The organism is Sphingomonas sp. BL2 (genome assembly GCF_056680015.1).
The window spans coordinates 535,431-558,813 of sequence record NZ_CM155261.1 but is presented as its reverse complement, the minus strand read 5'-3'; the positions used below and the strand labels follow the sequence as shown (position 1 = coordinate 558,813).

The window sequence follows — 23,383 nt, the reverse complement described above, 5'->3', positions numbered from 1 at the left end:
CTCAGGATAACGAGCGCTGCCCTGCTTGGCTCTGGGTCCTGACGTTCGTCAGGATGACGGGGTGAGGGCTGGCGGGGACGCCTCAGGCTGCGTCGAACACGCGCGCGAAGATCGTGTCGACGTGCTTGAGGTGATAGCCAAGGTCGAACTTGTCCTCGAGCTCGGCATCCGACAGCGTCACTTCTGGGTCCGCCTTCAGCAACTCGAGCAGCGACAGCGCGCCGTCCGAATCCCACACCTTCATCGCGTTGCGCTGGACCAGCCGATACGCGTCCTCGCGGCTCACGCCCGCCTGCGTCAGCGCCAGCAGCACGCGCTGCGAATGGACGAGGCCGCCCATCTTGTTGAGGTTCTTCAACATTCGCTCGGGGTACACGACCAGCTTGTCCATCACCCCGGTCAGCCGCGCGAGCGCGAAGTCGAGCGTAATCGTCGCATCCGGCCCGATGTAGCGCTCGACCGACGAGTGCGAAATGTCGCGCTCATGCCACAGCGCGACATTCTCCATCGCCGGCGTGACATACCCGCGCACCATCCGAGCAAGACCGGTGAGGTTCTCGGTCAGCACCGGGTTGCGCTTGTGCGGCATCGCCGACGAACCCTTCTGACCGGGCGAGAAGAACTCTTCCGCCTCGAGCACTTCGGTCCGCTGCAAGTGACGCACTTCGGTCGCTAGCCGCTCGATCGAGCTGGCGATCACCCCCAAGGTCGCAAAGAACATCGCGTGACGATCGCGTGGGATGACCTGCGTCGAGACCGGCTCGACCGACAGCCCGAGCTTGCCCGCGACATACTCTTCCACGAACGGATCGATGTTAGCGAACGTCCCCACCGCACCCGAGATCGCACACGTCGCGACGTCCTCGCGCGCCGCTACCAGCCGGGCGCGGTTGCGCGCGAACTCGGCATGCGCCTGCGCGAGCTTCAGCCCGAACGTCACGGGTTCTGCGTGGATGCCGTGGCTGCGGCCGATCGTCGGCGTCATCTTGTGCTCGCGCGCACGGCGTTCGAGCACCACGAGCAGCGCGTCGAGATCGGCGATCAGGATGTCGCTCGCCTTCGCCAACTGGACCGCCAGGCAGGTATCGAGCACGTCGGACGAGGTCATGCCCTGGTGCATGAAGCGCGCTTCGGGGCCAACGTGCTCGGCGACATTGGTCAGGAAGGCGATGACGTCGTGCTTGGTCTCGCGCTCGATCTCGTCGATCCGGTCGACCTCGAACGCGCCCTTTTCCCAGATCGCGGCGGCGGCTTCCTTGGGGACCACGCCGAGTTCGGCAAGCGCGTCGGTGGCGTGTGCCTCAATCTCGAACCAGATCCTGAAGCGCGCTTCGGGCGTCCAGATCGCGACCATGTCGGGGCGGGAATAGCGGGGGACCATCGGGTTTCCTCGGGAGCGTGAAGGGTAGGGCGCGTCGCGTGCCGTTCGGCCCGCGGCTGCTCGCGAAACGCGGTAGCAGGACGCAGGGGAAGGTTCAAACACCCGTCGCGAGGTATAAATCCAGCGATGTGGCGCGTATATAGTGAGCAAGCGGATCGCTATGCCGAGTATGTATCGGGCATGGTCGCAACATCGCTTAGTAGACGCGTAGAACACTACCGGAGAGACGCAATGTTGAAAAATGCTATGCTGGCCGGCGCGGCACTGGTTGCTGCACCCGTACTGGCACAGACGACCACGACATCCCCGCAGACTTCGGCGCCAGGCAGTGCTGCTGCCGGGCAGGCCACCCCATCTGGTACGCTAACCGATGCCGTCCCGATGCAACCCGCCGCGCGCGAGCAGCCTGCGACCGGCAGCCAGGTCGCACAGGTCGTCGACACCGAGTTCCCGACCTACGACAAGAACGGCGACGGCAAGCTCAGCGCGACAGAATTCGGTGGCTGGATGGTCGCGCTGAAGAGCAAGACCGATCCGTCGACCAAGCCGGACGCGCCCGAGACCAAGAAATGGGTCTCCGCCGCCTTCGCGCAGGCCGATACCGACAAGAGCAAGTCGCTCACCAAGACCGAGGTCACCAGCTTCCTGTCGCAGGGCTGACGGCAACGGCACGTCCGCAAAGTACCATCGCACGGATCAAGGTCGTCGGGTTCGCGCCCGGCGGCCTTTGTTACGTCAGCCGTCCAGCGAACCCGTCGCCATCAGCGCGAGAAAGGGATCGCGTACCCGCTGCGACGCGCCGTTGAGCAGGCGCCGCATGCGCGCATCATACGCATCGACAGGATCGTCCGCACGCCTGTGTGCCATCGTCCAGGTACCGAACTGCCGTTCATGGATCGAGATATTGTGCTGGAGCGACAGATCGTAATGACGATCGTCCTGCGCAATACGGCCGAACGTCGCGTCGACGAATGCGGTAGGCCCCTCGATGACCTGCAAAAAATGCGTGCCGTCCGACCACAACAGCCCAGTGATGTCATGCAGCGCGTTATTGTGCCGGGACTGCTGCAATATTCCCACGAGATCGGCCTTGTCGCCGGCTATGGTACTCGAACTCATGTATAGAATTTTGGCGCATCGCGTCTCCGGTCGACAGTTGCGCATATCGCTACTATAGATCGGAGAGGGGCGACTTGCGATAGATCAGTCGGCCTTGCGCACCCGATCTTTCGCAATGCGGGTCTCCGCCAGGATCTGCCCCTGCGCCTCGACGGCGGCATTGAGCAGCCGATCCGAGGTTTCGGCCGCGGCGTCGGGCGTCAATGATACCGCGACCCCGTCTGGCCCGTCGACCATGACCTGACCATGCTCGGCGGTTACCTCCGAGGCTTCGTCGTGCAACTTGTTATCCACATGCAATTCCTTCGCCCTGACAACGAAGATACGACTGAAAAGGCACGAGGAGTTTCGGATGTTTCTCCTTTATCTGATTGCGTCAGATCAACCCCTGTGCACGCAGGCTGACATGGCCGCCGGTACCCATCACGATATGGTCGTGGACGGTGATGCCGAGCCGCTTGCCTGCCTCCGCGATCGTCCGCGTGATGTCGATATCGGCGCGGCTGGGGGAGGGGTCCCCGCTCGGGTGGTTGTGGACGAGGATGATCGACGCGGAGCCGAGGTCGATCGCGCGGCGGATGACCTCGCGGACGTATACGGCGGCTTGGTCGATCGAGCCCTTGCTCATCACCTCGTCGCGAATCAGCATGTTCTTGGTGTTGAGGTGCAGCACGCGGAAGCGCTCGATCGCGTGGTGCGCCATGTCCGCGCGGAGATAATCGAGCAGCGCCTGCCAGTTGGCGAGTACCGGGCGGTCGCTGACGTGCGATTGCAGCAGGCGGATCGCGGCGGCGTGTGCGATCTTGATTGCCGCGGTCGAGATCTCGCCCATGCCCTTCACCCGGCCGAGCGCCTCGGCATCCGCGGTCAGCACGCCGCCGATCCCGCCGAACTCGCGCATCAGCGCCTTGGCGAGCGCCTTGGTGTCGCCGCGGGGAATGGCGATCGCGAGCAGATATTCGATGAGTTCGTGATCGAGCAGCGCATCGCTGCCGCCTTCGAACAGGCGTTTGCGGAGGCGGCCGCGATGGCCCTTCAGATCGTCCCCCCGGACGTCAGCGTCTTCGTCCGGATCGGCCATTTTGCGATGCTAGCACATCCCTGGGCAATTGCATGACGCCCTCGCTCCCGCCTATGCAGAGACCTCGAATATGGCGGAGTGCGTTGGTGAGCGAGACGAGCGAGACGGGGGCCGACCCCGGGGCCCATCCTCGCCGTCTTGCGACTGCTCGCCGCGTTGCGCTGGGGATCGCGCTGCTCCTGATCGCCGCGCTGGTCGTGCTGTGGCTGGTGCGGAAGCCGATCGCCGAGGGGTTTATCGACCGCGAGCTTGCCAAGGCCGGCGTGCCTGCGCGCTATGACATCGCGGACCTTGCCCTGGGTGGCCAGCGACTGACCAACGTCGTGATCGGCGATCCGGCGCATCCCGATCTGGTCGCCGACTGGGTCGAGACGCGGACTGGCGTCGGCTTGTCCGGGCCGTATCTGGAGGGCGTACGCGCCGGGAAGGTCCGGCTGCGCGGGCGGCTGGTCGACGGCAAGGTCTCGCTTGGCGCGATCGACAGGTTGCTGCCAGCGCCGTCGGGGAAGCCGTTCGCGTTGCCGGCGCTCGACGTATCGGTCGCCGATGGGCGGATGCGGCTGGAGACCCCGCAGGGGATCGTCGGACTGAAGCTGGCGGGCTCCGGCAAGCTCGACGACGGGTTTCGTGGATCGCTGGCGGCGATCAGCGAGCGGCTCGATGTCGGCGGGTGCGGGATTGATCGGCTCGCGGCGACGGTGAAGCTGCGGATCGACGCGGCGAAACCGACGATCACTGGGCCGGTCCGTGTGTCGCGGCTCGCCTGCGGGACGACGCAGGCGGAGCGGATCGTGGCCGATCTGGACGTCGGACTCTCCGCGGCGCTCGATCGCTGGCAGGGCAAGGCGACGCTCAAGACGGGCGCGGCACGGACGCCGGGTGCGACTTTGGCTGGTGTCGGATGTACGATTGAATTCACCGGAACCGCGGCGGCGACTGGCGGCAAGGCGAACATCGCCGCCGATACCGTTCGCACCACCGAGGGCGGCGCGCGCCGGGTTGCGCTCGCGGGCGCCTACCGGATCGGCCAGCAGATCGCGTTCGACGGGCGCGTCCAGGCGAGCGGGGCGGCAGTGGCGCAGAAGCGACTCGCGGGGTTGGCTGGCATCGGTGGTGCGGCCGCAGGGACGCCCGTCGCGCCGTTGGCGGCCGCGGTGACCCAGGCGGTCCAGAAGTCCGGCCGCGGATTTGCCGCGGACGCCGACCTTCGCGTGCTGATCGATGGCGGACGCGGCAAGGCCGTGCTGTCGCGCCTGGCGCTTGCCTCCGCAAGCGGTGCGCGCGTGGCGCTCGGCGGCGGGACCGGGGTCGCGTTCGGTTGGCCGAACGGCGGCGTCCGGCTCGACACGGTACTAGCGATGCGCGGCGGCGGCTTGCCCGAGGCACGCGTGTCGCTGGCGCAGGCGAAACCGGGCGCGGCGATCCGCGGCGTGGCCAGCATCGCGCCCTATGTGGCTGATGGCGCGCGACTGGCGCTGACGCCCGTCACCTTCAGCGCGACGCCGGGCGGGGCAACCTCGATCGCGACGCGCGTCACGATCGGGGGACCGATCGCTGCGGGCGGTCCCGGCAACCGGGTCGACGGGCTGTCGATGCCGGTATCTGCGGTTTGGAACGGTCGTGGGCGGCTGGTCGTCAACACTGGTTGCGTGCCTTTGGCAGTCCAGCGCTTTGCGATCTCCGGCCTCGTGCTCGATGCGTCACGGCTGACCTTGTGCCCGATTAATGGCGCGCTGGTGCAGATCAACGGCGCGCGGGTCAGCGGCGGCGCGAAGATCGCCGCGGCCAAGCTGGGTGGGCGAATCGGCACTACCTCGATCACGCTGGCGACCGCGGGAGCGACCGTGCGGCTGGCGGATCGCGGCTTTGCCATCGACGGCGTGCAGACCCGCATCGGCGCGCCGGAACGTGTCACGCGACTCGACTTCGCCACCGTCACGGGCCGCATGACGGGCCAGGGCGTGGCGGGTGCGTTCACGGGTGGCTCGGGACAGATCGCCAACGTGCCGCTGTTGCTCGGCGAGGCTGCCGGCGACTGGACGCTCGTCAATGGCGCGCTCAACCTCACCGCCGCGATGCGCGTGTCCGATGCCGCGCCGACGCCGCGGTTCAAGCCGCTCGCCGCCCGCACCGTGACGCTTCAACTGGTCAACGGCACGATCACCGCGGCGGGCACGCTGTTCGAGCCGACCACCAACACCAAGGTCGCCGACGTCACGCTGACCCACGCTCTCGGCGCGGGGGCAGGGAAGGCCGACCTCGCCGTCCCTGCGATCGCGTTCGCCAAGGACAAGCTGCAACCCGACGCACTCACCCCGCTTACGTTCGGCGTGATCGCCGACGTCAACGGATCGGTCAGCGGCGAGGGGCATATCGCCTGGAACCCCGACGGGGTGACGAGCACCGGCGTGTTCCGCACCGCCGGCACCAATCTCGCCGCCGCATTTGGCCCGGTCACGGGAATCGTCACCGAGATCCGCTTCACCGACCTGCTCAATCTCCAGAGCGCGCCGGGGCAGGTGGCGACGATCCGCACGCTCAACCCCGGCATCCCGGTCAGCGACGGCACGATCCGCTACCAGACGCTGCCCGGCGCGCGCGTGCAGGTCGAGGGCGGGCGGTGGCCGTTCGCGGGGGGATCGCTGACGCTCGACCCGACGCTGCTCGACTTTTCCGCGCAGTCCGAGCGGCGGATGACGTTCCACGTCGTCAACATGGCGGCCGACCAGTTCCTCCAGCAGTTCGATTTCAAGAATCTCGACGCGACCGGCATTTTCGACGGCGTGCTGCCGATGATCTTCGACGAAACGGGCGGCCGGATCGAAGGTGGCGATCTGCTGGTGCGCAAAGGCGGCGGCACGCTCGCCTATGTCGGCGATCTCAGCCAGAAGGATCTCGGCGTCTGGGCGAACATCGCGTTCCAGGCGCTGAAGTCGCTCCGCTACCAGTCGTTGCGAGTCGGCATGAACGGGCCGCTCGCGGGCGAGATGGTCACCGACGTGCGGTTCGCCGGGATCAGCCAGGGTGAGGGGGCAAAGGCGAACTTCATCGTCCGTCGTCTGCAGAAACTGCCGTTCATCTTCAATATCCGCATCAAGGCGCCGTTCCGCGGGCTGCTCGATTCGGCGCAGAGCTTCTACGATCCGAAGCGGCTGATCCAGCGCAACCTGCCGGCGTTGCTGCAACAGCAAGCCGCGCCGCCGGCTCCTAAACCCCCGACCATTCAGCCTCCCGCAAGCAGGATCGTGCCATGACCGAAACAGGATTGAAGAAGCTGGAGCAAAGGCCGATCTTGCAGAAGATGACGAGGACGATCGCGATTATCGGGCTGTTGGCCGCCCTGCCGGGCTGCATCAACGTGTCGGCGCCCGACAAGCCGATCGAGATCAACCTCAACATCAACGTCACGCAGGAAGTGGTCTATCGTCTCGATGGCGAGGCGAAATCGTTGATCCAGCAGAATCCGGGGATATTCTAAGATGAAGACCAAGGTCCTTATGATGGTTGCCGCAGCGGCGGCTCTCGGTGGCCTGTCTGTCGCGGTGACCGCGCAGCGCGATCCGGCATATGCCGCAGCGCGTGCCGGGGGCGAGGTCGGCGAGCAGCCCGACGGCTATCTCGGCCTGGTCGGCGCGGCGAGCGGCGATCTGCGTGCGCTGGTCAACAACATCAATATCCAGCGCAAGTCGGCGTACACGGCGAAGGCGCAGGCGAGCGGCGCGACGGTCGAGCAACTCGCCTTCACCAGTGGCTGCAACCTGATCATGCAGACCAACCCCGGCGAGAAGTACAAGACGCCGAACGGTGTATGGAAGACCCGCACCGCCGGCGCTCCCGAACGCGATTCGCGCTGCGTTTGACCTCTCGTCATGCCGGGCTCGTTCCGGCATCCACCGTTCCGCGTATTCGATAGTCGTGAGCGTGCGGAACCGTGGACCCCGGACCAAGTCCGGGGTGACGTAGAAGGAGGGGCGTGCCCCTGTGGCGCGAGGTCCCGGCTTTCGCCGGGATGACGAAGAGCGCGGCCGTTCCGACGCCCATCACTAAAATCCTCCCCGCCAGGGGGAGGTGGCTGGCCCTTGCCAGACGGAGGGGGAGGCATGCGAAACGTAGGTTCCGTGTCCTCCCACTTCGTTGCCGCGCGACACCTCCCCCTGGCGGGGGAGGATCGTAAGATGCCCCCCCATTAATGACACCCCTGTCACACCGGTTGACTTGCACCCCCCCCTTTTCTAAACGGACCGCGCCTTGGCGGGATCGCTCGTCGCTGCTTGCTTCCTCCCCGATGCGAAATCAGGTGGAGGAACGTGCGTGGCGGAGATCGAACCCGGACAGGACCCCCAGGGTGTTGAAGATCCGCGACTTTCCGCGCTCGATGAGCGGTTGCGAGAGGCGCAGCATCGGGAAACGCTCGCAAAGGGGCAGAAGGGGGCGGATGCCGAGCGGGGGTACTCGCAAGGCAATCGCGTCATTTCCGCTCTCATCGGGAGTCTCGTCGGCAGTGCGCTGATCGGGTGGTTGATAGACCATTGGTTCGGCACTGGCCCATGGGGGCTGATCGTGCTGCTGTTCCTCGGGATAGCGGTCGCGTTCAGGCAGATCATTCGAATTTCAGGCGAACGCCCGGAGTAACCGGGCGTTTGTCGTATCAAGACGACAGGGATTCCACGTGGCGGCAGAACAGGGCGGCAAGATCGATCCGATGCACCAGTTCCTGATCGAGCCGGCGTTCGGCTCGCACTGGATCGTAGGTGGCTATGACCTGTCGTTCACCAACTCCGCATTGTGGATGGTGGTGACGCTGGTCGCGCTTTGGGCGTTCATGATCGGTGGCATGAAGCGTGAGCTCGTCCCCGGTCGCTGGCAGATGGCGGTCGAGGGCTTTACCGGCTTCATCTCGGGCATGCTCGAGCAGAATGTCGGCCCCGGTGGCAAGCGCTTCGTGCCCTATGTGTTCTCGCTGTTCATGTTCATCCTGTTCGCGAACATTATCGGGCTCCTGCCGTTCGGCATCGTCCCCGGCGTGCATCCGTTCACCGTGACCAGCCACATGACCGTCACCGGCGTGCTGGCGCTGATCAGCTTTGCGATCGTGCTGCTCGTCGGCTTCGGCAAGCACGGCTTCCACTTCTTCTCGCTGTTCGTGCCGAGCGGCACGCCAGCGCTGATGATCCCGCTGATCTTCGTGGTCGAGCTGATGTCGTTCCTGGTGCGTCCTTTCTCGCTCGGTCTGCGACTGTTCGTCGCGATGACCGCGGGGCATATCCTGCTCAAGGTGCTGGCCGCGTTCGTGATCAACGGCCTGAACCTCGGTGGGATGTATATCGGCCTGGTGACCGCGCCGAGCATGTTGCTGATGATCGGCATCACGCTGCTCGAGCTGCTGGTCGCCGCGATCCAGGCATACGTGTTCGCGTTGCTGACGTCGGTCTATCTGAACGACGCGGTCAATCTTCACTAAGTTTTTCCATTACCTAACTGATTTTCAAAGGGAATTTACCATGGACGCACAAGCAGCAAAGATGATCGGTGCCGGCCTCGCAGCGATCGGCATGGGCCTCGCAGCACTCGGCGTGGGCAACGTGTTCGCACAGTTCCTCGCCGGCGCTCTGCGCAACCCGGGCGCAGCCGACAGCCAGCAGGGCCGTCTGTTCATCGGTTTCGCAGCAGCCGAGCTTCTCGGCCTGCTCGCCTTCGTCACGATGATCATCCTCGTGTTCGTCGCCTAACAACTCGCTGAATTGGCCGGGCGACCGCGCCCGGCCGTTTCACGAAGGACCGACATGCCCCAGATTTCCCAGATAGCCGCTACCTACGCCTCGCAGATCTTCTGGCTGCTCCTCACCTTCGGCATCCTGTATTTCGGGATTGGCAAGGGAATGGTGCCAAAGATCGTGTCCAACGTGGACTCGCGCGAAGGCCGAATCGCGGGCGATCTGGCGGCAGCTGTCGCTGCCCGTACGCAGGCCGATACGGTCCAGGCGAACTGGCAGGCTGAAATGGACGCGGCCCGCGTCGCGGCGCAGGCCGAGACCGCGGCAGCAGCCAAGCGCGCGGCGACGGCGTTTGAGCAGCAGGTCCATGCGGCCGACGCCGAACTCGCCGAGCGTTTGGGTCATCACGATCTGGCGGTAGCGAACGCTAAGGCCGAGGCGCTCTCGAACTTGCAGGGTGTCGCCGCCGAAGCAGCACAGCAATTGGCCGCCAAGGTAGCCGGCCTCCAGGTCAGCCTGGACGCGGCGACCGACGCGGTACGCAGGACGACGGCGCATGGCTAATCCAGATTCGGCCGCAAAGGTCATCCACGGCGAGGGCATGGCGCCCGAGGGTGCGATCGACAACCAGGGCCTCCAGGGTCACACGGCTGCGCCCGGCGGCGTCGAGCATGTGCCCGATCCAACCGCCCTCGGCCTGACCTCGACCGGCTGGGTCGCGGTGGCGATGATCGTCGTCATCTTGCTGATGATCTGGAAGAAGGTTCCAGGGATGATCGGCAAGATGCTCGACACGCGCATCGCCGGCATCCGTACGCAACTCGACGAAGCCAAGGCGCTCCGTGCCGAAGCCGAAGCGATCCGCACCGAGTATGAGGCGAAGGCGAAGACCGCACACGTCGAAGCCGAAGCCATGAAGGCCCACGCTCACCACGAAGCCGCGGCGATCATCGCCAAGGCCAAGGCCGGCGCCGAAGATCTCATGACCCGCCGCGTCAAGATGGCCGAGGACAAGATCGCTGCCGCCGAGCGCGCCGCGATTTCCGAAGTCCGTGCCCGGGCCGCGGATGCCGCGACGAAGGCTGCCGGCATGCTCATCGCGGAGCACCACGACGCAGCCGCCGACCGCATGATGGTCGACCGCTCGATCTCCGGCCTTAGCCGCCTAAACTGATCCTGCTCCTCTCCCCTCGGGGAGAGGAAGGGGCCCGCTGCAAAGCAGTGGGAAGGTGAGGGTACGCCCCTCCCACGACCCATCATTATTGACGGCCGTCTCTTCCCGGGTTTCCGGCGGCCGAGTCTCCAATCTGAGCCCGTTGGAGAACATTCATGTCTTGGCTCATCCTCGCTATCGCCGTCGTCACGGAAATCTGCTGGGCGCTCAGCCTGAAATGGGCGGCCACGGTCGCCACGTGGCAGGCCTCCAGCGTCCCGATCATCCTCAGCTTCGTCAACATGGGCCTGCTCGCGCTCGCGATGCGCGGCCTGCCCGCCGGGACTGCCTATGCGATCTGGACAGGCGCCGGCGCGATCGGCGTCATCATCGGCGGCGTCATCCTGTTCGGCGACAAGGTCAGCGGCATCCAGGCCTGCTTCATGGCCCTGACCGTCGTCGGCATCGTCGGCACCAAGGTCTTCGCCCAAACCTGACCCGTTGCTTTCGCCCGCAGGGCGCAGAAGATTGATTCACGCGAGGGCGCAAAGGCGCGAAGATTAAGTGAGATTGTTTCGCGCAGAGGCGCAGAGGCGCAGAGGCGCAGAAAGCGCGGAGGTGTTGCGCTTCGGGCAGATGTACCGGCTGGGCCAAGGATCGAGAGCCTCCGGCGGTTGGAGAGCGGACGCCGACCCCAATCGACCCTTCTCTCAGCGTCCTCTGCGCCTCTGCGCGGGAACAATCTTCTCTTCGCGCCTTTGCGCCTTCGCGTGAACCATCTCTTCTGAAACCCGGCAAAGACGATCGCTGGCATAACCCCCTCGCACTCCCTAGATTCCTTAGCGATGTCCTCCCCCAATTCCCCCGACCGGTTCAACGAAGACAAGTCCACATTCGCCGTCCGCGGTGGTGGTGAAGCGCCAGACCTCGCCGCCGGCGTGGCGGCAATCCGCAATGTGCTCGACACGCTGCCGATCCGCCCCGGCGTCTACCGGATGCAGGACGCGCGCGGTGACGTGCTTTACGTCGGCAAGGCACGCGCACTCCGGAACCGCGTCGCCAACTACGTCCAGGTCGAGCGGCTGACGAAGCGCCTCCAGCGGATGGTGTCGCAGACCCGCTCGATGACGATCGTCACCACCAACAACGAAGCCGAAGCGCTGCTGCTCGAATCGCAGCTCATCAAGCGCTATCGCCCCGCGTACAACGTGCTGCTACGCGACGATAAGAGCTTCCCCTTCATCCTCTTGCGCGACGACCACGCCTTCCCGCGCGTCCAGAAACACCGCGGCGCGCGCCGGGCAAAGGGCAATTACTACGGCCCGTTCGCGAGCGCCGGATCGGTCAACAACACGCTCAACGCGCTGCAGAAGCTGTTCCTCCTGCGCAGTTGCACCGACAGCTTCTTCAAGACCCGCGACCGGCCATGCCTGCTCTATCAGATCAAGCGCTGCTCCGCGCCGTGCGTCGGCCGGATCGACGAGGCCGCGTACCGGGAACTGACCGAGGACGCGAAGGCGTTCCTCGGCGGCAAGTCGACCGGCGTGCAGGCCAAGCTCGGCGCGCAGATGCAGGCCGCTGCCGAGAACATGGACTTCGAACTCGCGGCGCTGCTCCGCGATCGTCTCCGCGCGCTCACCTTCATCCAGGGCACGCAGGCGATCAACGCGGAAGGGGTTGGCGACGCCGATATCTTCGCGATGGCGTGCAAGGACGGCCTGATCGGCATCCAGGCGTTCTTCATCCGCGGCGGTCAGAACTGGGGGCATCGCAGCTTCTTCCCGCAACACACCAACGACGTTCCCGAGGACGAGGTGCTGACCAGTTTCCTCGGCCAGTTCTACGAAGAGGTCCCGCCCCCCAAGCAGATCCTGCTCGACCGAGAACTGACGGAAGGTGCACTGCTGGCGGAAGCACTAGGCGAGCGCGCCGGCTACAAGATCGCGTTGCAGGTCCCGCAGCGCGGCGACCGCCGCCGCCTGATGGACCAGGCCAAGCGCAACGCGATAGAGGCGATCGAACGCAGGCAAGCCGAATCGACCACGCAGGCAAAACTCCTGCGCGAGGTCGCCGACCTGTTCGACCTAGCCGAGCCGCCCGAACGCATCGAGATCTACGACAACAGTCACATCCAGGGCACCGCCGCGACCGGCGCGATGGTCGTCGCGGGGCCGGAGGGTTTCCGCAAAGGTCAGTATCGAAAGTTCAACATCAAGAACAAGGATACCGCGCCGGGCGACGATTTCGCGATGATGCGCGAGGTCTTCACCCGCCGGTTCTCGCGTGCGCAAGCCGAGGACCCCGATCGCGATTCGGGCGACTGGCCGGACCTGGTGCTGATCGACGGCGGCAAGGGACAGCTCAACACGGTGAAGGCCGCGCTCGAGGAGATCGGTGTCGAGGACGTGTGCCTGGTCGGGATCGCCAAGGGGCCGGAACACGGCCGCGATGGTCGCGAGGTGTTCCACATGCTCGACGGCCGCGAGTTCCAGCTCCCGGTCAACGCCCCGGTGCTGTTCTACCTCCAGCGGCTGCGCGACGAGGTCCATCGGTTCGCTATCGGCGTCCACCGCGACAAGCGCAGCAAGGCGATCGGCGCCAGCCCACTCGACGAGGTCCCCGGCATCGGCCCCGCGCGGAAAAAGGCGCTGCTGATGCACTTCGGGACCGGCCGCGCGGTGCGCAACGCGAGCTTGCAGGATCTGCAACAGGCACCCGGCGTATCGGCAGGCGTCGCCCAGCAGGTCTACGACTTCTATCATTCACGGTAGCCGCATGGACTTTGCCGTCGATCGAGGACGCACAGATCGTCATGCGGGCCTGAAGATGATGACGTCCCGGATCGGGAAAAATTTATAACCCAAATCAAGTTGATTTGTATAAAATCACAACGCCATTTTCACTACTGATTGTTACATACTAATCTGTGACTACGCCTGTCTTCCTGACCATCGATACCGAGTTCGCGTGGCGCCACCATGCCGCCGGTCTGGATTGCGACGCGATCTATGCGCGGTCGCTGGAACCGGCCGGGGTAGGCCTGGGCTATCAATTGGCCGAACTCGCGCGGCATGGTCTGAAGGCGTGTTTCTTCGTCGATCCGATGCCCGCGATCACGTTCGGACCGGCGCCGATCAGGCGGATGATCGATACGATCCTGAACGCCGGCCAGGAGGTCCAGCTCCACCTCCACCCCAACTGGACCAGCGCGCGAGCGGGCGATCGCGGCGTCGCGCACGACCGGTTCCAGCTCTACATGTACAGCCTCGCCGAGCAGACCGACCTGCTCGTTCGCGCGACGGAACTGCTGGTCGAGGCCGGCGCGCCGCACCCGATCGCGTTTCGCGCGGGCAGCTATGCCGCCAACGACGACACGCTGACCGCGCTCGAAAGCCTGGGCTTCGCCTATGACAGCAGCCACAACGGCTCGGAGGCGCCGCACACCAGCCGCATATCGCTGCCTGCACGCCAGATCGCCCCGGTCCGGCGTTCACACGGCACCGGCATCACCGAAGTCCCGGTGACAGTGATCGAGGACCTCCGCGGCCGGATCCGCACGTTCCAGCTCTGCGCCTTGTCCGCGGGCGAGAGCTACGACGCGCTCGAACATGCGGCGGTGTCGCACCATGCCGCGGTGACGATCGTCAGCCACGGATTCGAACTCGCCAACCGCCGCGGCACGCGCGCCAACGCGGTTCATGTCCGCCGCTTCCAGGCATTGTGCACCATGCTCGCCGAGATGCGCGACGTGTTGCCGACCACGCATTTCACCGATCGTCCCGTGCTCGAACTCGATCGCGTGGACGTGCCGCTTGGCCCCGATCCGGTGCGCACGCGCTGGCGACAGGCCGAACAGCTCTGGTCGAACTGGATCTCAGAGCGGCCTAGACCACGGCGCCTCTGACGTCCGTGTCGCTGGCGTCGCTCGTACCACGAGGGAGTTGCGTCCGGCCAAACGAGGCTCGATGAACACCCATGCATCTCCGCGCCTCCGCCATCGTCGTCGCCGTTCGCCAGCATGGCGAGCATGGCGCGATCGTGCGCGCGCTGACCCGGAACGACGGCGTGCAGCCCGGCTACGTTCGCGGCGGGCGGTCGCGCGCGATGCGGCCGGTGCTGCTGCAGGCGAACGTCATCCAAGGCGAGTGGCGTGCGCGGACCGGCGAGCAACTGGCCTCGCTGACCGCCGAGCTGATCCACAGCCGCGCGACGCTTCACGGCGAGCCGCTCGCCGCCGGTGCGCTCGAATGGGCGACTGCGCTGGCCGCCGCCGCTCTTCCCGAAGCACAGCCCTATCCGCAGATCCACGACGCGCTCGACGGCGTGCTGGGTGCGATCGAGAGCGCTCCATCCGCCCGCGGCTGGGCGGCGGCGCTGGTCCGGTACGAATTGCTGGTGCTGGCGGAACTGGGGTTCGGACTCGATCTCGACCGCTGCGTCGCGACCGGAGCGGAGGACGATCTCGGCTTCGTGTCGCCCAAGAGTGGCGCAGCCGTCTCGCGCGGGGCGGCGTTCGGGTATGAAGGCAAGCTCCTGCGATTACCCGATTTCCTGCTGGCAGGCGGTGAAGCGGCATGGCCGGACATCTTCGACGGCCTGCGGTTGACCGGTCACTTCCTCGCCCGCGACATCCTCGTCGACCGTCGCGCCGATCCGTTGGCGGCGCGCGACCGGCTGGTCGATCGCCTCAAAAGGGCGGTTGCGTGAGCGCGCACCGCCCGGCAAGGGGCCGCGCAGGAGAAACGCACATGCCCTTGATCGCGATACTGGCCGGCGACGGCATCGGACCCGAAGTCACGGCGGAGGCGCGTCGCGTGCTCGATACGCTCGGCCTCGACCTGACCTATGAGGAAGGCCTCGTCGGCGGCGCCGCGTACAAGGCGGTCGGCCATCCGCTGCCGCCCGAGACGCTCGACCTAGCCCGCCGTGCCGATGCGATCCTGTTCGGTGCGGTCGGCGATCCCGACTGCGATGCGCTCGAACGCCAGTTCCGCCCCGAGCAAGCCATTCTCGGCCTGCGCAAGGACCTCGGCCTGTTCGCCAACCTGCGTCCCGCCAAGCTGTTCGCCGGCCTCGAGGACGCCTCCGCGCTCCGCCCCGAGATCGCCCGGTCGATCGACATGGTCATCGTCCGCGAACTGACCGGCGACGTGTATTTCGGCGCGAAGGGCATCCGCACGACCGCCGACGGCCTGCGCGAAGGCCATGACGAGATGCGCTACGACGAGACCGAGATCGCGCGCATCGCCCGCGTCGGCTTCGAGACCGCGCGCACCCGCAAGGGCAAGCTGCTTTCCGTCGACAAGGCCAATGTGCTCGAAACCTCGCAGCTGTGGCGCAATGTCGTGATCGAGGTGTCAGCCGACTATCCCGACGTCGCACTCAGCCACATGTACGTCGATAATGCGGCGATGCAGATGGTGCGCAACCCCGGGCAGTTCGACGTGATCGTCACCGGTAATCTGTTCGGCGACATCCTGTCCGACGAGGCGTCGATGTGCGCAGGCTCGATCGGCATGCTGCCGTCTGCCGCGCTCAACGGTTCGAACAAGGGCATGTACGAGCCGATCCACGGCAGCGCGCCCGACATCGCGGGACAGGGCAAAGCCAACCCGTGTGCGGCGATCCTGTCCGCGGCGATGATGCTGCGTCACTCGCTCGACCTGCCCGAAGCCGCGGACCGGATCGAGGCTGCCGTCGCGGCGGCGATCCTCGGCGGCGCCCGCACGCCAGATCTCGGTGGCACGCTGTCGACCCGCGAGATGGGTGATGCGGTACTGGCCAAGCTTGGTTGAGCGCTTGGTGAACGGCGGCCTGCTCGAACTCGGGATCGTCATCCCGACGTTCAAAGAGTCGGCGAATGTCGCGACGTTGATCGGCAGGCTCGACCGCGCGCTGGCGGGGCGCAACTGGGAGGCGATCTTCGTCGACGACGACAGGCCCGACGATACGGCCGGCGCCGCGCTCATGATTGCCCGGCACGATCCGCGGGGCCGCGTGATCCAGCGGATCGGCCGGCGGGGGCTGTCCTCGGCGTGCATCGAGGGGATGTGCGCGACCGCCGTGCCGTTCGTTCCAGTCATCGACGGCGATCTCCAGCATGACGAGACGCTGTTGCCGGCGATGCACGCTCGTCTGCAGGTCGCGCCAGGTTCCTCGCAAGCGAGATCCTCGCGATACTGGCCGCGCTGACGTTCAACTTCTTCCTCAACAACGCGCTGACGTATCGTGATCGGCGGTTGAAGGGTGGCGACAGCTGGTCGACGGCTGGGTGTCGTTCGCGGTGATCTGCTCGGTCGGCGCGGTCGCCAACGTCGGCATCGCCGCATTCCTGTACAAGACGCGCGACGGGGCCGGGGCGGTCTCAGCACTGATCGGCGTGCTGGTCGGCGCGGTCTGGAACTACGCTATGTCGTCGAAATTCACCTTGGGACGATACTAGGGGCCGCGGCTCACGCACCCGCAAGGCTTGCCCCGGGCTTGTCATCGCGGCTCCCCCCCGGCAAAGCGGCGCGCATGAAGCGCAAGACCGGCCAGGATCGTTCGATCACTCAGAATTGGCGTCCCGCGACGCGCGCCATCCGCGGCGGCACCGCCCGCAGCGAATATGGCGAGACGTCGGAGGCGTTGTTCCTCACCTCGGGCTATTGCTACGACAAGGCAGGCGACGCCGCGGCGCGCTTTGCCGGCGAGCAGGAGGGGATGACCTATTCCCGGCTGCAGAACCCGACCGTGCAGATGCTCGAGGAGCGGATCGCGCTGCTGGAAGGCGCCGAGGCGTGCCGGACGATGGCGACCGGGATGGCGGCAATGACCGCGTCGCTGCTGTGCCAGCTCCAGACCGGCGATCATCTCGTCGGCGGCCGCGCGGCGTTCGGATCGTGCCGCTGGCTCACCGACACGCTGCTCCCGAAGTTCGGGATTGCCACGACGATCGTCGACGCGCGCGATCCGCAGGCGTTCCTCGACGCGGTCCGCCCGGAGACGAAGGTGTTCTTCTTCGAGACGCCCGCCAACCCGACGATGGATATCGCCGACCTCAAGGCGATCTGCGACATCGCGCGCGAGCGCGGCATCACGACCGTGGTCGACAACGCGTTCGCGACGTCGGCCTTGCAGCGGCCGATGGAGTTCGGCGCGGACGTTACCGCGTACAGCGCGACCAAGATGATGGACGGGCAGGGCCGCGTGCTTGCCGGCGCCGTCTGCGGCACCGAGGATTTCATCACGAACACGCTGTTGCCGTTCACGCGCAACACCGGCCCGACGCTGTCGCCGTTCAATGCGTGGGTGGTGCTCAAGGGCCTGGAGACGCTCGACCTGCGCATCCACCGTCAGTCCGAGAACGCGATGAAGGTCGGTGAATTCCTCGAAGGCCGCGTGCCCCGCGTGCTGCACCCCTTCCTGCCGAGCCATCCGCAGCACGAACTGGCCAAGCGCCAGATGGACGCATGCGGACCGATCTTCGCGTTCGAGGTCGAGGGTCGCGAACAGGCGCACGCTCTGCTCGACGCGCTGGAGCTGGTCGACATCTCGAACAACATCGGCGACTCGCGCTCGCTGATGACGCATCCGGCCTCGACGACGCACGCGAGCGTCTCGCCCGACAAGCAGATTGAGATGGGCGTGACCGAGGGACTGCTGCGGATCAACGTCGGGCTCGAGGATGCGCAGGACGTGATCGACGACCTCGACCAGGCGCTGCGCCAGGCGGGCCTGTGAAAGCGCTGTTCCCCAACGCGGCGACGACCGATGGGGTGACGGTGCGCGTGTCGGTCAGCTATTTGCCCGAACAGTCCGAGCCGGAGTGCGGCCGCTGGTTCTGGGCGTATCACATCCGCCTCGAGAACGAGGGCACCGAGACCGTCCAGCTGCTCACCCGCCACTGGGTGATCACCGACGGCCGCGGCGCGCGCCACTCGGTCGAGGGCGAAGGCGTGGTCGGCGAACAGCCGGTGATCGAACCGGGTGCTAGCTTCGACTACGTCTCGGGCTGCCCGCTCGCGACCCCGTCGGGTGCGATGCAGGGGAGCTACCAGATGGTCCGCGAAGACGGCGCGGTATTCGCGGTAGAGATCCCCCGCTTCTCGCTGTTCGCCCCCGCGGTGCTCAATTGAAGCGCACGCATCTCCCACTCAACGGCCTGCGCGTGCTCGATGCGGCGGCGCGGCATCTGTCGTTTACGCGTGCTGCGGACGAGTTGGCGGTGACGCCGGCGGCGGTCGGCCAGCAGATCCGCGCGTTGGAGGATACGCTCGGCGTTGTGCTGTTCCGACGTACCACGCGCGGGCTCGAACTAACGCCTGAGGCGGAAGCGGGGCTCGGCGCGCTGCGTGGCGGGTTCCTCCAGTTCGAGGAAGCCGTGCGCGCGATGCAGGCCGGGCAGTCCTCCAAATCGCTGACGATCGCCGCGCCGCGCGACCTGACCGAGAAGTGGCTGATGCCCCGTCTCGCGCAGATCGCCGAGGCGGATCCGGAACTCCGCTTCGTGCTGATCACCGCGGACGAGAATGTCGACTTCACCGAAGCCAATCTCGATCTCGCGATCCGCTGGGGCGATGGTCCCGGCGAGCATGAGGGCGAGGCGCTCGAATCCGAGGGTATGGTGACGATCGTCAAGCCCGGCACCGACACTGAGGCGTCGATCGCATGGTCGGGTGAGGACGGCGTCGCGCTGGTCCGCGTCACCGACGCCGGGCTCGCGATCGACGCGGCGGCGGCTGGTCTTGGTCGCGCGACGGTGCCGGAACTGCTCGCCCGCCGCGATCTCGCGCAGGCCCGCGTCCGTCTCATCGGCGAGTCGCAGCCTTCGAAGGGCGGCTATTGGCTCGTCGCCCCGCTCCCGCAGTGGCGCCAGAAGAAAGTCCGCGCGCTTGTGGATGCCCTGACCGCGTGAGGCAACCCGGACGCAGACCACGGCGTGCCGGCGTATCGCCGGTGCTGAAGACGCGACGGTTGCGATTGCGGCCGCTCGTCGAGGGCGACGCGACCGCGTTGCACCCGATGCTCGCCGACGCGGAGCTGATGGCCTATTCGGCGGACGGCCCCTTGGGCTCGGTCGACGACGTCCGCACCTACCTCGCCGAAGAAGCTGCGCCGGGCAACCAGCGCACCTGGGCGATCACCCGCACTGGCGACGACCGCGCGATCGGTTGGGTCTCGGGGAGCGAGGCGGACGGGGCAGGGGTGACGGAGATCGGTTTCATCCTCGCGCGGGAAGCTTGGGGGCGGGGGATCGCGCGCGAGGCTGTGTCGGCAGTGATCGATCGCTTGTTCGCCGAAGGCCGGAGCCGTGTGTTCGCCGACGCGGATACCGAGAATACTGCGTCGATCCTGTTGCTGGAGCGCCTCGGTTTCCGCCGCGAGCGCCTGCTGCGCGACGAGTGGGAAACGCATCTGGGATTGCGCGACAGCCTGATCTACGGGCTCTGCGCCGATAGCTGGCAGGCTGCCGGGCGGGCCTAGTCGCCGCTGCTTTTCCCACAGATTACGCCACCCCGGCGAAGGCCGGGGTCCAGGTGGAAAGGTGGTCGTAACAGCGCCCCGTCCTCAGTTGGCTACGTTCCCCAACTGGGCCCCGGCCTCCGCCGGGGTGGTGGCACGAGTTAGTGGCTCTTCAGATAAGCGAACCTACCGCGCCGCCAACAACGCCAGCGCCCGCCCCATTAGCCCCGCAAACCGAACCTCGTTCACGCCATCATCAGCTCGGTGCCAGTTCCCGGTCGCCGCATACCAGCGCCCGTCCTTCGCCTGCACCAGATAGTTCAGCGTCAGCACCCCAGGCTCGCCACCTCCCTTGAACCCGACATACCCAAACCGCTTGGCGATCGCCGGATCAACTCCCGCATTGACCGCCAGCACCGCCCGAGTCGTAGCGTCCGCTCCCCGCAGCGCGTTCAGCACCACAGCCATCGCCGCCGGGCTCGAAAACCATTCGACGCTGTCGATCGCCACCGGCTTCCCCGCGAACACCGTCGGATCGAGCTTGGCAGTGGAAATCCTTACCGCATTGTCCACCAGCAGCGCCCGCCGCTCGTCCACCGACCCAGCCGCCCAAGCCTTGGTCAGCGCGGGATCCCCCTTCAGCGCAAACATCTCGCGCGTCGTCATCACCGGCACGCTGCCACCCGCCGTCTTCGCCATCGCATCGACCTTCGCACGTCCGAGCGTCGTCAGCAGCGTATCCGTCGCGGTATTGTCGCTGACCGAGATCATCATCGTCGCGAGCGTCTGCACGGTCACCGGCGATCCGGCGGGCCAGGTCTGCAACACCCCCGACGGCAAGGATGGCGCCCCGAGCTTCACGACGTCATCCCAATGCCGCTCGCCCGCCGCAACCTGATGCGCCAGTTCCGCCAGCACCCAGAGCTTGAACGCCGACCCGAGCGGTGCCGCGACGTCTGCGCGGTATTCTAGGATCGGCTCGGGCTTACCCTCGGCGAGCGCGTAAAGCCCGAACCCGCTAGCCCCCGGCAGCGCGCGAAACTCCGCCTCGACCTTGGCTAGGCTATCGTCCCGCGCACCCGTACCGGTAATCAGCAACCCGGTCGCGGCATGCGGCGCCGCGGGGTCGATCACGAGCCGAACGCTCGCCGTTCCCCGCGCATAGCCGACCACCAGATCTCCGCTCCATGCCGACGTCGCCGTCAGCGACTCGATCTTCTGCGGCGCGCCGAGCGTGGTCTTCAGCTTTTCGGCTATCACCGAGAACTGCGCCTTCGGCACCTTCTCGCGGAAGCTCGCGGCGAAATACGCGTCATACACGCCGCGCCCATCGAGGATCGCGACCAACGCATCCGCCTTCGCGCGCAACGCCGGGTCCGCCACAGCGCTCTGCGCCACCGCACCAACCGGCAGCAAGGCCACCGCCAACACCACCAGCCAAAGCGCGAGGCCCCGCATCAGTTCTTCAGCTTCCAACCACTCTTCAGCAACCGGTAGCACAGCGTCGCCAGCACCAGGTCGATCACCAGGATCACGATCCCGCCGATCATCACCGGCGAGTCGGCGATCCCCAGGAACCCGTATCGGAACCCCGAGATGATATAGAAGAACGGGTTCGCATGGCTGAACGCGCGGAACGCCGGCGCCAGCTTGTCGACCGAATAGAACGTCCCCGACAACAGCGACAACGGCGCGATCACGAAGTTGGTGACCGCCGCGGCATGATCGAACTTGTCCGCCCAGATCGACGTCAGCACGCCGAGCAGCGCGAGGAACGTCGCGCCCAGCAACCCGAACCAGATGATCGCGAGCGGCGCATGCGGCGTCACGTGCACACCCGGATACAGCGCCATCGCCGCCCACACGACGACTCCGACGATGACCGCGCGTGTCACCGCGCCGGCGACCAGCGCGCCCAGCAGCTCACCCGTCGACAGTGGCGGCTGGAGATAGTCGACGATCGTGCCCTGCATCTTGCCGACCAGCAGCGAGAAGCTCGCATTGGCGAACGCCGGGCCCATCATGCCCTGCGCGATGATCAGCCCCGGCGCGATGAAATCCGCGAACGCGACGATCTGCCCATCGACCGGAACCGGGCTTTTCGCGCCGGTCGCGATGGTAAACACGATCAGAAACAGCAGCGTCGTTATCGCCGGCGCCCACACCGTCTGAAGCTGCACCTTGAAGAACCGGCGCACCTCCTTGATATAGAGGGTTCGCAATCCCTCCCAGTTCACGCTCTTTATGACGGGAACGCCGGGGGCGGAATGCACCGCCGAATGGATTTCACCGATTGGGGGCTGGCTGCTCATAGGCGTTGCGGGTAATCGCTGCCGCTGCCGCCCGCAACCCGGCTGAGCAAGACTAAGGAACGAACATGTCCTGGACCGACGAGCGCATCGCGACGCTCAAGACGATGTGGGAGGCCGGCCAGACCGCCAGCCAGATCGCCGAAGCACTGGGTGGCGTCAGCCGCAACGCCGTCATCGGCAAGGCCCACCGCCTCGAGCTGCAGGCGCGCCCGTCGCCGGTGAAGCCGAACGATCCCGAGGCTAAGGCGGCTGCTGTGGCTGAGGCGTCGGCGTCGGCAGCAGCGGCGGCGCCCGAGCCGGTCGCGGCACCGGAGCCGGTCGAGGTCGAGGCCCCCAAGCCCGCCCCGGTCGCACCGCCGGTCGTGGCAGCGGCCAAGCCTGCTGCACCGGTCGAGCCGGATCCGGTCGCTGAAGAGCCTGAGGACGACGAGGACGAGGACGAGGACGAGGACGAGGCTGCTCCGGTGGTCGCCGCGCCCGTCCGCGCGCCGCAGCCGATTCTGCGTTCGGTCGGCCCAGGCGGTTTCCTCCGTCAGGCACCCGGCGAACAGCAGCCGCCCAGCACGCCGGCCCCGCCGCGTCGCCTCGTGCCCGCTAAGCCGTCGGCCGAGATGGCGAACAAGACGAGCCTGCTTGAACTGAACGACCGCATCTGCAAATGGCCGCTCGGCCATCCCGGCGAGCCCGATTTCCACTTCTGCGGCAAGGCGGTGAACCCTGGCTTCCCGTATTGCGTCGATCATTGCGGCCATGCGTACCAGGCGCAGCTCCCGCGCCGCGATCGGCGTCCGACTCCGCCGCTGCCGTTCGGCGGTCCGCGGCCGCGATAAGGCGCAGGGCGGCCTGCGCCAACTTGGCGCAGGACTCGCCTAAGCCCGGCCGGCGCGGTTCACCGCGGCCGACGACATGGGCTTTGCCCATGGCTAGCGTGATATAGAAAAGGCCGTTTCCTCGGGCGAGGAAGCGGCTTTTTCTCTAACTGCTACCACCCCGACGAAGGCCGGGGCCCAGTTGGAAAGGTAGCGGTAACTAAGCGCAGCGCGCGTTTAGCAGCGTTGCCCAACTGGGCCCCGGCCTACGCCGGGGTGGCGCTTCTTGTAGCTCAAATGCCTACCGCCCCTTACTTGTTCTCCCGCGAAGGCGGGAGCCCAGACTGGATCCCCGCCTTCGCGGGGAAAC

28 protein-coding genes are annotated in these 23,383 nt (G+C 66.4%); 22 read left to right on the top strand and 6 right to left on the bottom strand.

The window, feature by feature from the left end; genetic code table 11:
* Nucleotides 1–82: 82 nt before the first annotated feature.
* Nucleotides 83–1,381 carry an adenylosuccinate lyase gene (purB, locus tag AC1ME3_RS02465; RefSeq protein WP_480954690.1) on the bottom strand — a complete coding sequence of 433 codons (1,299 nt, stop codon included), beginning with the start codon at nucleotides 1,379–1,381 and terminating at the stop codon, nucleotides 83–85.
* Between the two features lie 231 nt (nucleotides 1,382–1,612).
* On the opposite strand from purB, the gene AC1ME3_RS02460 reads away from it, so the two are divergent.
* Nucleotides 1,613–2,041 (top strand): EF-hand domain-containing protein, encoded by a 429-nt coding sequence (locus AC1ME3_RS02460; protein ID WP_480954689.1) that lies wholly within the window; start codon nucleotides 1,613–1,615, stop codon nucleotides 2,039–2,041.
* A 75-nt stretch (nucleotides 2,042–2,116) separates the two neighbouring features.
* Here the strand turns inward: AC1ME3_RS02460 and AC1ME3_RS02455 are convergent, their stop codons facing one another.
* The 3 genes from AC1ME3_RS02455 to radC all read right to left on the bottom strand — a co-directional run bounded on the left by AC1ME3_RS02455 (nucleotide 2,117) and on the right by radC (nucleotide 3,581).
* Nucleotides 2,117–2,500 (bottom strand): BLUF domain-containing protein, encoded by a 384-nt coding sequence (locus AC1ME3_RS02455; RefSeq protein WP_480954688.1) that lies wholly within the window; start codon nucleotides 2,498–2,500, stop codon nucleotides 2,117–2,119.
* Between the two features lie 84 nt (nucleotides 2,501–2,584).
* Nucleotides 2,585–2,794, bottom strand: coding sequence for a hypothetical protein (locus tag AC1ME3_RS02450; RefSeq protein WP_244186988.1), 210 nt, complete (start codon nucleotides 2,792–2,794; stop codon nucleotides 2,585–2,587).
* An 82-nt stretch (nucleotides 2,795–2,876) separates the two neighbouring features.
* Nucleotides 2,877–3,581, bottom strand: a complete 705-nt coding sequence (gene radC, locus AC1ME3_RS02445) for a RadC family protein (protein WP_107961467.1) — start codon at nucleotides 3,579–3,581, stop codon at nucleotides 2,877–2,879.
* An 86-nt stretch (nucleotides 3,582–3,667) separates the two neighbouring features.
* Here radC and AC1ME3_RS02440 point away from each other — a divergent pair, with 86 nt between their 5' ends.
* From AC1ME3_RS02440 to AC1ME3_RS02345, 20 genes are all read left to right on the top strand, one after another.
* Nucleotides 3,668–6,835: an intermembrane phospholipid transport YdbH family protein gene (locus AC1ME3_RS02440; protein WP_480954687.1), complete on the top strand. Its 3,168-nt coding sequence runs from the start codon at nucleotides 3,668–3,670 to the stop codon at nucleotides 6,833–6,835.
* A 47-nt stretch (nucleotides 6,836–6,882) separates the two neighbouring features.
* Nucleotides 6,883–7,059: a YnbE family lipoprotein gene (locus AC1ME3_RS02435; protein ID WP_132738250.1), complete on the top strand. Its 177-nt coding sequence runs from the start codon at nucleotides 6,883–6,885 to the stop codon at nucleotides 7,057–7,059.
* 1 nt (nucleotide 7,060) lies between these two features.
* On the top strand, nucleotides 7,061–7,441 hold the full coding sequence (locus AC1ME3_RS02430; RefSeq protein ID WP_480954686.1) for a YdbL family probable chaperone protein: 381 nt from the start codon (nucleotides 7,061–7,063) through the stop codon (nucleotides 7,439–7,441).
* 451 nt (nucleotides 7,442–7,892) lie between these two features.
* Entirely contained in the window at nucleotides 7,893–8,213 is a 321-nt protein-coding gene (locus tag AC1ME3_RS02425; RefSeq protein ID WP_056488546.1) for an AtpZ/AtpI family protein, read from the top strand.
* A 70-nt stretch (nucleotides 8,214–8,283) separates the two neighbouring features.
* The gene (locus AC1ME3_RS02420) at nucleotides 8,284–9,042 is read left to right on the top strand and encodes a F0F1 ATP synthase subunit A (RefSeq protein WP_060527334.1); all 759 of its coding nucleotides are present in this window, start codon (nucleotides 8,284–8,286) and stop codon (nucleotides 9,040–9,042) included.
* Nucleotides 9,043–9,082: 40 nt separating this feature from the next.
* Nucleotides 9,083–9,310, top strand: coding sequence for a F0F1 ATP synthase subunit C (locus AC1ME3_RS02415; protein ID WP_055873230.1), 228 nt, complete (start codon nucleotides 9,083–9,085; stop codon nucleotides 9,308–9,310).
* A 54-nt stretch (nucleotides 9,311–9,364) separates the two neighbouring features.
* Nucleotides 9,365–9,859, top strand: a complete 495-nt coding sequence (locus AC1ME3_RS02410) for a F0F1 ATP synthase subunit B family protein (protein WP_056065115.1) — start codon at nucleotides 9,365–9,367, stop codon at nucleotides 9,857–9,859.
* A gap of 37 nt (nucleotides 9,860–9,896) precedes the next feature.
* The gene (locus tag AC1ME3_RS02405) at nucleotides 9,897–10,469 is read left to right on the top strand and encodes a F0F1 ATP synthase subunit B family protein (RefSeq protein ID WP_480955743.1); all 573 of its coding nucleotides are present in this window, start codon (nucleotides 9,897–9,899) and stop codon (nucleotides 10,467–10,469) included.
* 155 nt (nucleotides 10,470–10,624) lie between these two features.
* On the top strand, nucleotides 10,625–10,945 hold the full coding sequence (locus AC1ME3_RS02400) for a DMT family transporter (RefSeq protein ID WP_480954685.1): 321 nt from the start codon (nucleotides 10,625–10,627) through the stop codon (nucleotides 10,943–10,945).
* 348 nt (nucleotides 10,946–11,293) lie between these two features.
* The gene (gene uvrC, locus AC1ME3_RS02395) at nucleotides 11,294–13,219 is read left to right on the top strand and encodes an excinuclease ABC subunit UvrC (protein WP_056055419.1); all 1,926 of its coding nucleotides are present in this window, start codon (nucleotides 11,294–11,296) and stop codon (nucleotides 13,217–13,219) included.
* A gap of 155 nt (nucleotides 13,220–13,374) precedes the next feature.
* Nucleotides 13,375–14,352 carry a polysaccharide deacetylase family protein gene (locus tag AC1ME3_RS02390; protein WP_480954684.1) on the top strand — a complete coding sequence of 326 codons (978 nt, stop codon included), beginning with the start codon at nucleotides 13,375–13,377 and terminating at the stop codon, nucleotides 14,350–14,352.
* Between the two features lie 71 nt (nucleotides 14,353–14,423).
* A complete protein-coding gene (gene recO, locus AC1ME3_RS02385; RefSeq protein WP_136190996.1) occupies nucleotides 14,424–15,155 on the top strand; it encodes a DNA repair protein RecO in 732 nt (243 codons plus the stop codon).
* 41 nt (nucleotides 15,156–15,196) lie between these two features.
* Nucleotides 15,197–16,243, top strand: a complete 1,047-nt coding sequence (gene leuB, locus AC1ME3_RS02380; protein ID WP_480954683.1) for a 3-isopropylmalate dehydrogenase — start codon at nucleotides 15,197–15,199, stop codon at nucleotides 16,241–16,243.
* Nucleotides 16,218–16,640 carry a glycosyltransferase gene (locus AC1ME3_RS02375; RefSeq protein ID WP_480954682.1) on the top strand — a complete coding sequence of 141 codons (423 nt, stop codon included), beginning with the start codon at nucleotides 16,218–16,220 and terminating at the stop codon, nucleotides 16,638–16,640. The genes leuB and AC1ME3_RS02375 overlap by 26 nt, the downstream gene beginning before the upstream one ends.
* Nucleotides 16,616–16,735, top strand: a complete 120-nt coding sequence (locus AC1ME3_RS02370; RefSeq protein WP_480955742.1) for a hypothetical protein — start codon at nucleotides 16,616–16,618, stop codon at nucleotides 16,733–16,735. The genes AC1ME3_RS02375 and AC1ME3_RS02370 overlap by 25 nt, the downstream gene beginning before the upstream one ends.
* Nucleotides 16,720–16,890, top strand: a complete 171-nt coding sequence (locus AC1ME3_RS02365; RefSeq protein ID WP_480954681.1) for a hypothetical protein — start codon at nucleotides 16,720–16,722, stop codon at nucleotides 16,888–16,890. The genes AC1ME3_RS02370 and AC1ME3_RS02365 overlap by 16 nt, the downstream gene beginning before the upstream one ends.
* A 74-nt stretch (nucleotides 16,891–16,964) precedes the next feature.
* Complete coding sequence (locus tag AC1ME3_RS02360; RefSeq protein WP_480954680.1) at nucleotides 16,965–18,170, top strand: trans-sulfuration enzyme family protein; 1,206 nt, start codon at nucleotides 16,965–16,967, stop codon at nucleotides 18,168–18,170.
* Entirely contained in the window at nucleotides 18,167–18,565 is a 399-nt protein-coding gene (gene apaG, locus AC1ME3_RS02355; RefSeq protein WP_480954679.1) for a Co2+/Mg2+ efflux protein ApaG, read from the top strand. Before AC1ME3_RS02360 ends, apaG begins: the two co-directional genes overlap by 4 nt.
* A complete protein-coding gene (locus tag AC1ME3_RS02350; RefSeq protein WP_480954678.1) occupies nucleotides 18,562–19,344 on the top strand; it encodes a LysR family transcriptional regulator in 783 nt (260 codons plus the stop codon). The genes apaG and AC1ME3_RS02350 overlap by 4 nt, the downstream gene beginning before the upstream one ends.
* 41 nt (nucleotides 19,345–19,385) lie before the next feature.
* Complete coding sequence (locus AC1ME3_RS02345) at nucleotides 19,386–19,913, top strand: GNAT family N-acetyltransferase (protein WP_243643223.1); 528 nt, start codon at nucleotides 19,386–19,388, stop codon at nucleotides 19,911–19,913.
* 165 nt (nucleotides 19,914–20,078) lie between these two features.
* On the opposite strand, the gene AC1ME3_RS02340 is transcribed toward AC1ME3_RS02345, so the two are convergent.
* Complete coding sequence (locus AC1ME3_RS02340; protein ID WP_480954677.1) at nucleotides 20,079–21,350, bottom strand: serine hydrolase; 1,272 nt, start codon at nucleotides 21,348–21,350, stop codon at nucleotides 20,079–20,081.
* Nucleotides 21,350–22,204, bottom strand: a complete 855-nt coding sequence (locus tag AC1ME3_RS02335) for an ABC transporter permease (protein WP_480954676.1) — start codon at nucleotides 22,202–22,204, stop codon at nucleotides 21,350–21,352. Before AC1ME3_RS02335 ends, AC1ME3_RS02340 begins: the two co-directional genes overlap by 1 nt.
* A 65-nt stretch (nucleotides 22,205–22,269) precedes the next feature.
* On the opposite strand from AC1ME3_RS02335, the gene AC1ME3_RS02330 reads away from it, so the two are divergent.
* Nucleotides 22,270–23,034, top strand: a complete 765-nt coding sequence (locus AC1ME3_RS02330; protein ID WP_480954675.1) for a GcrA family cell cycle regulator — start codon at nucleotides 22,270–22,272, stop codon at nucleotides 23,032–23,034.
* Nucleotides 23,035–23,383: the final 349 nt, after the last annotated feature.

Excerpts from the sequence above, each read along its gene's own strand:
- purB (WP_480954690.1), bottom strand. The coding sequence starts at position 1,381 with ATGGTCCCCCGCTATTCCCGCCCCGACATGGTCGCGATCTGGACGCCC.
- AC1ME3_RS02460 (WP_480954689.1), top strand. The coding sequence starts at position 1,613 with ATGTTGAAAAATGCTATGCTGGCCGGCGCGGCACTGGTTGCTGCACCC.
- AC1ME3_RS02455 (WP_480954688.1), bottom strand. The coding sequence starts at position 2,500 with ATGAGTTCGAGTACCATAGCCGGCGACAAGGCCGATCTCGTGGGAATA.
- radC (WP_107961467.1), bottom strand. The coding sequence starts at position 3,581 with ATGGCCGATCCGGACGAAGACGCTGACGTCCGGGGGGACGATCTGAAG.
- AC1ME3_RS02435 (WP_132738250.1), top strand. The coding sequence starts at position 6,883 with ATGACGAGGACGATCGCGATTATCGGGCTGTTGGCCGCCCTGCCGGGC.
- AC1ME3_RS02430 (WP_480954686.1), top strand. The coding sequence starts at position 7,061 with ATGAAGACCAAGGTCCTTATGATGGTTGCCGCAGCGGCGGCTCTCGGT.
- AC1ME3_RS02420 (WP_060527334.1), top strand. The coding sequence starts at position 8,284 with ATGCACCAGTTCCTGATCGAGCCGGCGTTCGGCTCGCACTGGATCGTA.
- AC1ME3_RS02415 (WP_055873230.1), top strand. The coding sequence starts at position 9,083 with ATGGACGCACAAGCAGCAAAGATGATCGGTGCCGGCCTCGCAGCGATC.
- AC1ME3_RS02410 (WP_056065115.1), top strand. The coding sequence starts at position 9,365 with ATGCCCCAGATTTCCCAGATAGCCGCTACCTACGCCTCGCAGATCTTC.
- AC1ME3_RS02405 (WP_480955743.1), top strand. The coding sequence starts at position 9,897 with ATGGCGCCCGAGGGTGCGATCGACAACCAGGGCCTCCAGGGTCACACG.
- AC1ME3_RS02400 (WP_480954685.1), top strand. The coding sequence starts at position 10,625 with ATGTCTTGGCTCATCCTCGCTATCGCCGTCGTCACGGAAATCTGCTGG.
- uvrC (WP_056055419.1), top strand. The coding sequence starts at position 11,294 with ATGTCCTCCCCCAATTCCCCCGACCGGTTCAACGAAGACAAGTCCACA.
- recO (WP_136190996.1), top strand. The coding sequence starts at position 14,424 with ATGCATCTCCGCGCCTCCGCCATCGTCGTCGCCGTTCGCCAGCATGGC.
- leuB (WP_480954683.1), top strand. The coding sequence starts at position 15,197 with ATGCCCTTGATCGCGATACTGGCCGGCGACGGCATCGGACCCGAAGTC.
- AC1ME3_RS02375 (WP_480954682.1), top strand. The coding sequence starts at position 16,218 with ATGCGGTACTGGCCAAGCTTGGTTGAGCGCTTGGTGAACGGCGGCCTG.
- AC1ME3_RS02360 (WP_480954680.1), top strand. The coding sequence starts at position 16,965 with ATGAAGCGCAAGACCGGCCAGGATCGTTCGATCACTCAGAATTGGCGT.
- AC1ME3_RS02340 (WP_480954677.1), bottom strand. The coding sequence starts at position 21,350 with ATGCGGGGCCTCGCGCTTTGGCTGGTGGTGTTGGCGGTGGCCTTGCTG.
- AC1ME3_RS02335 (WP_480954676.1), bottom strand. The coding sequence starts at position 22,204 with ATGAGCAGCCAGCCCCCAATCGGTGAAATCCATTCGGCGGTGCATTCC.
- AC1ME3_RS02330 (WP_480954675.1), top strand. The coding sequence starts at position 22,270 with ATGTCCTGGACCGACGAGCGCATCGCGACGCTCAAGACGATGTGGGAG.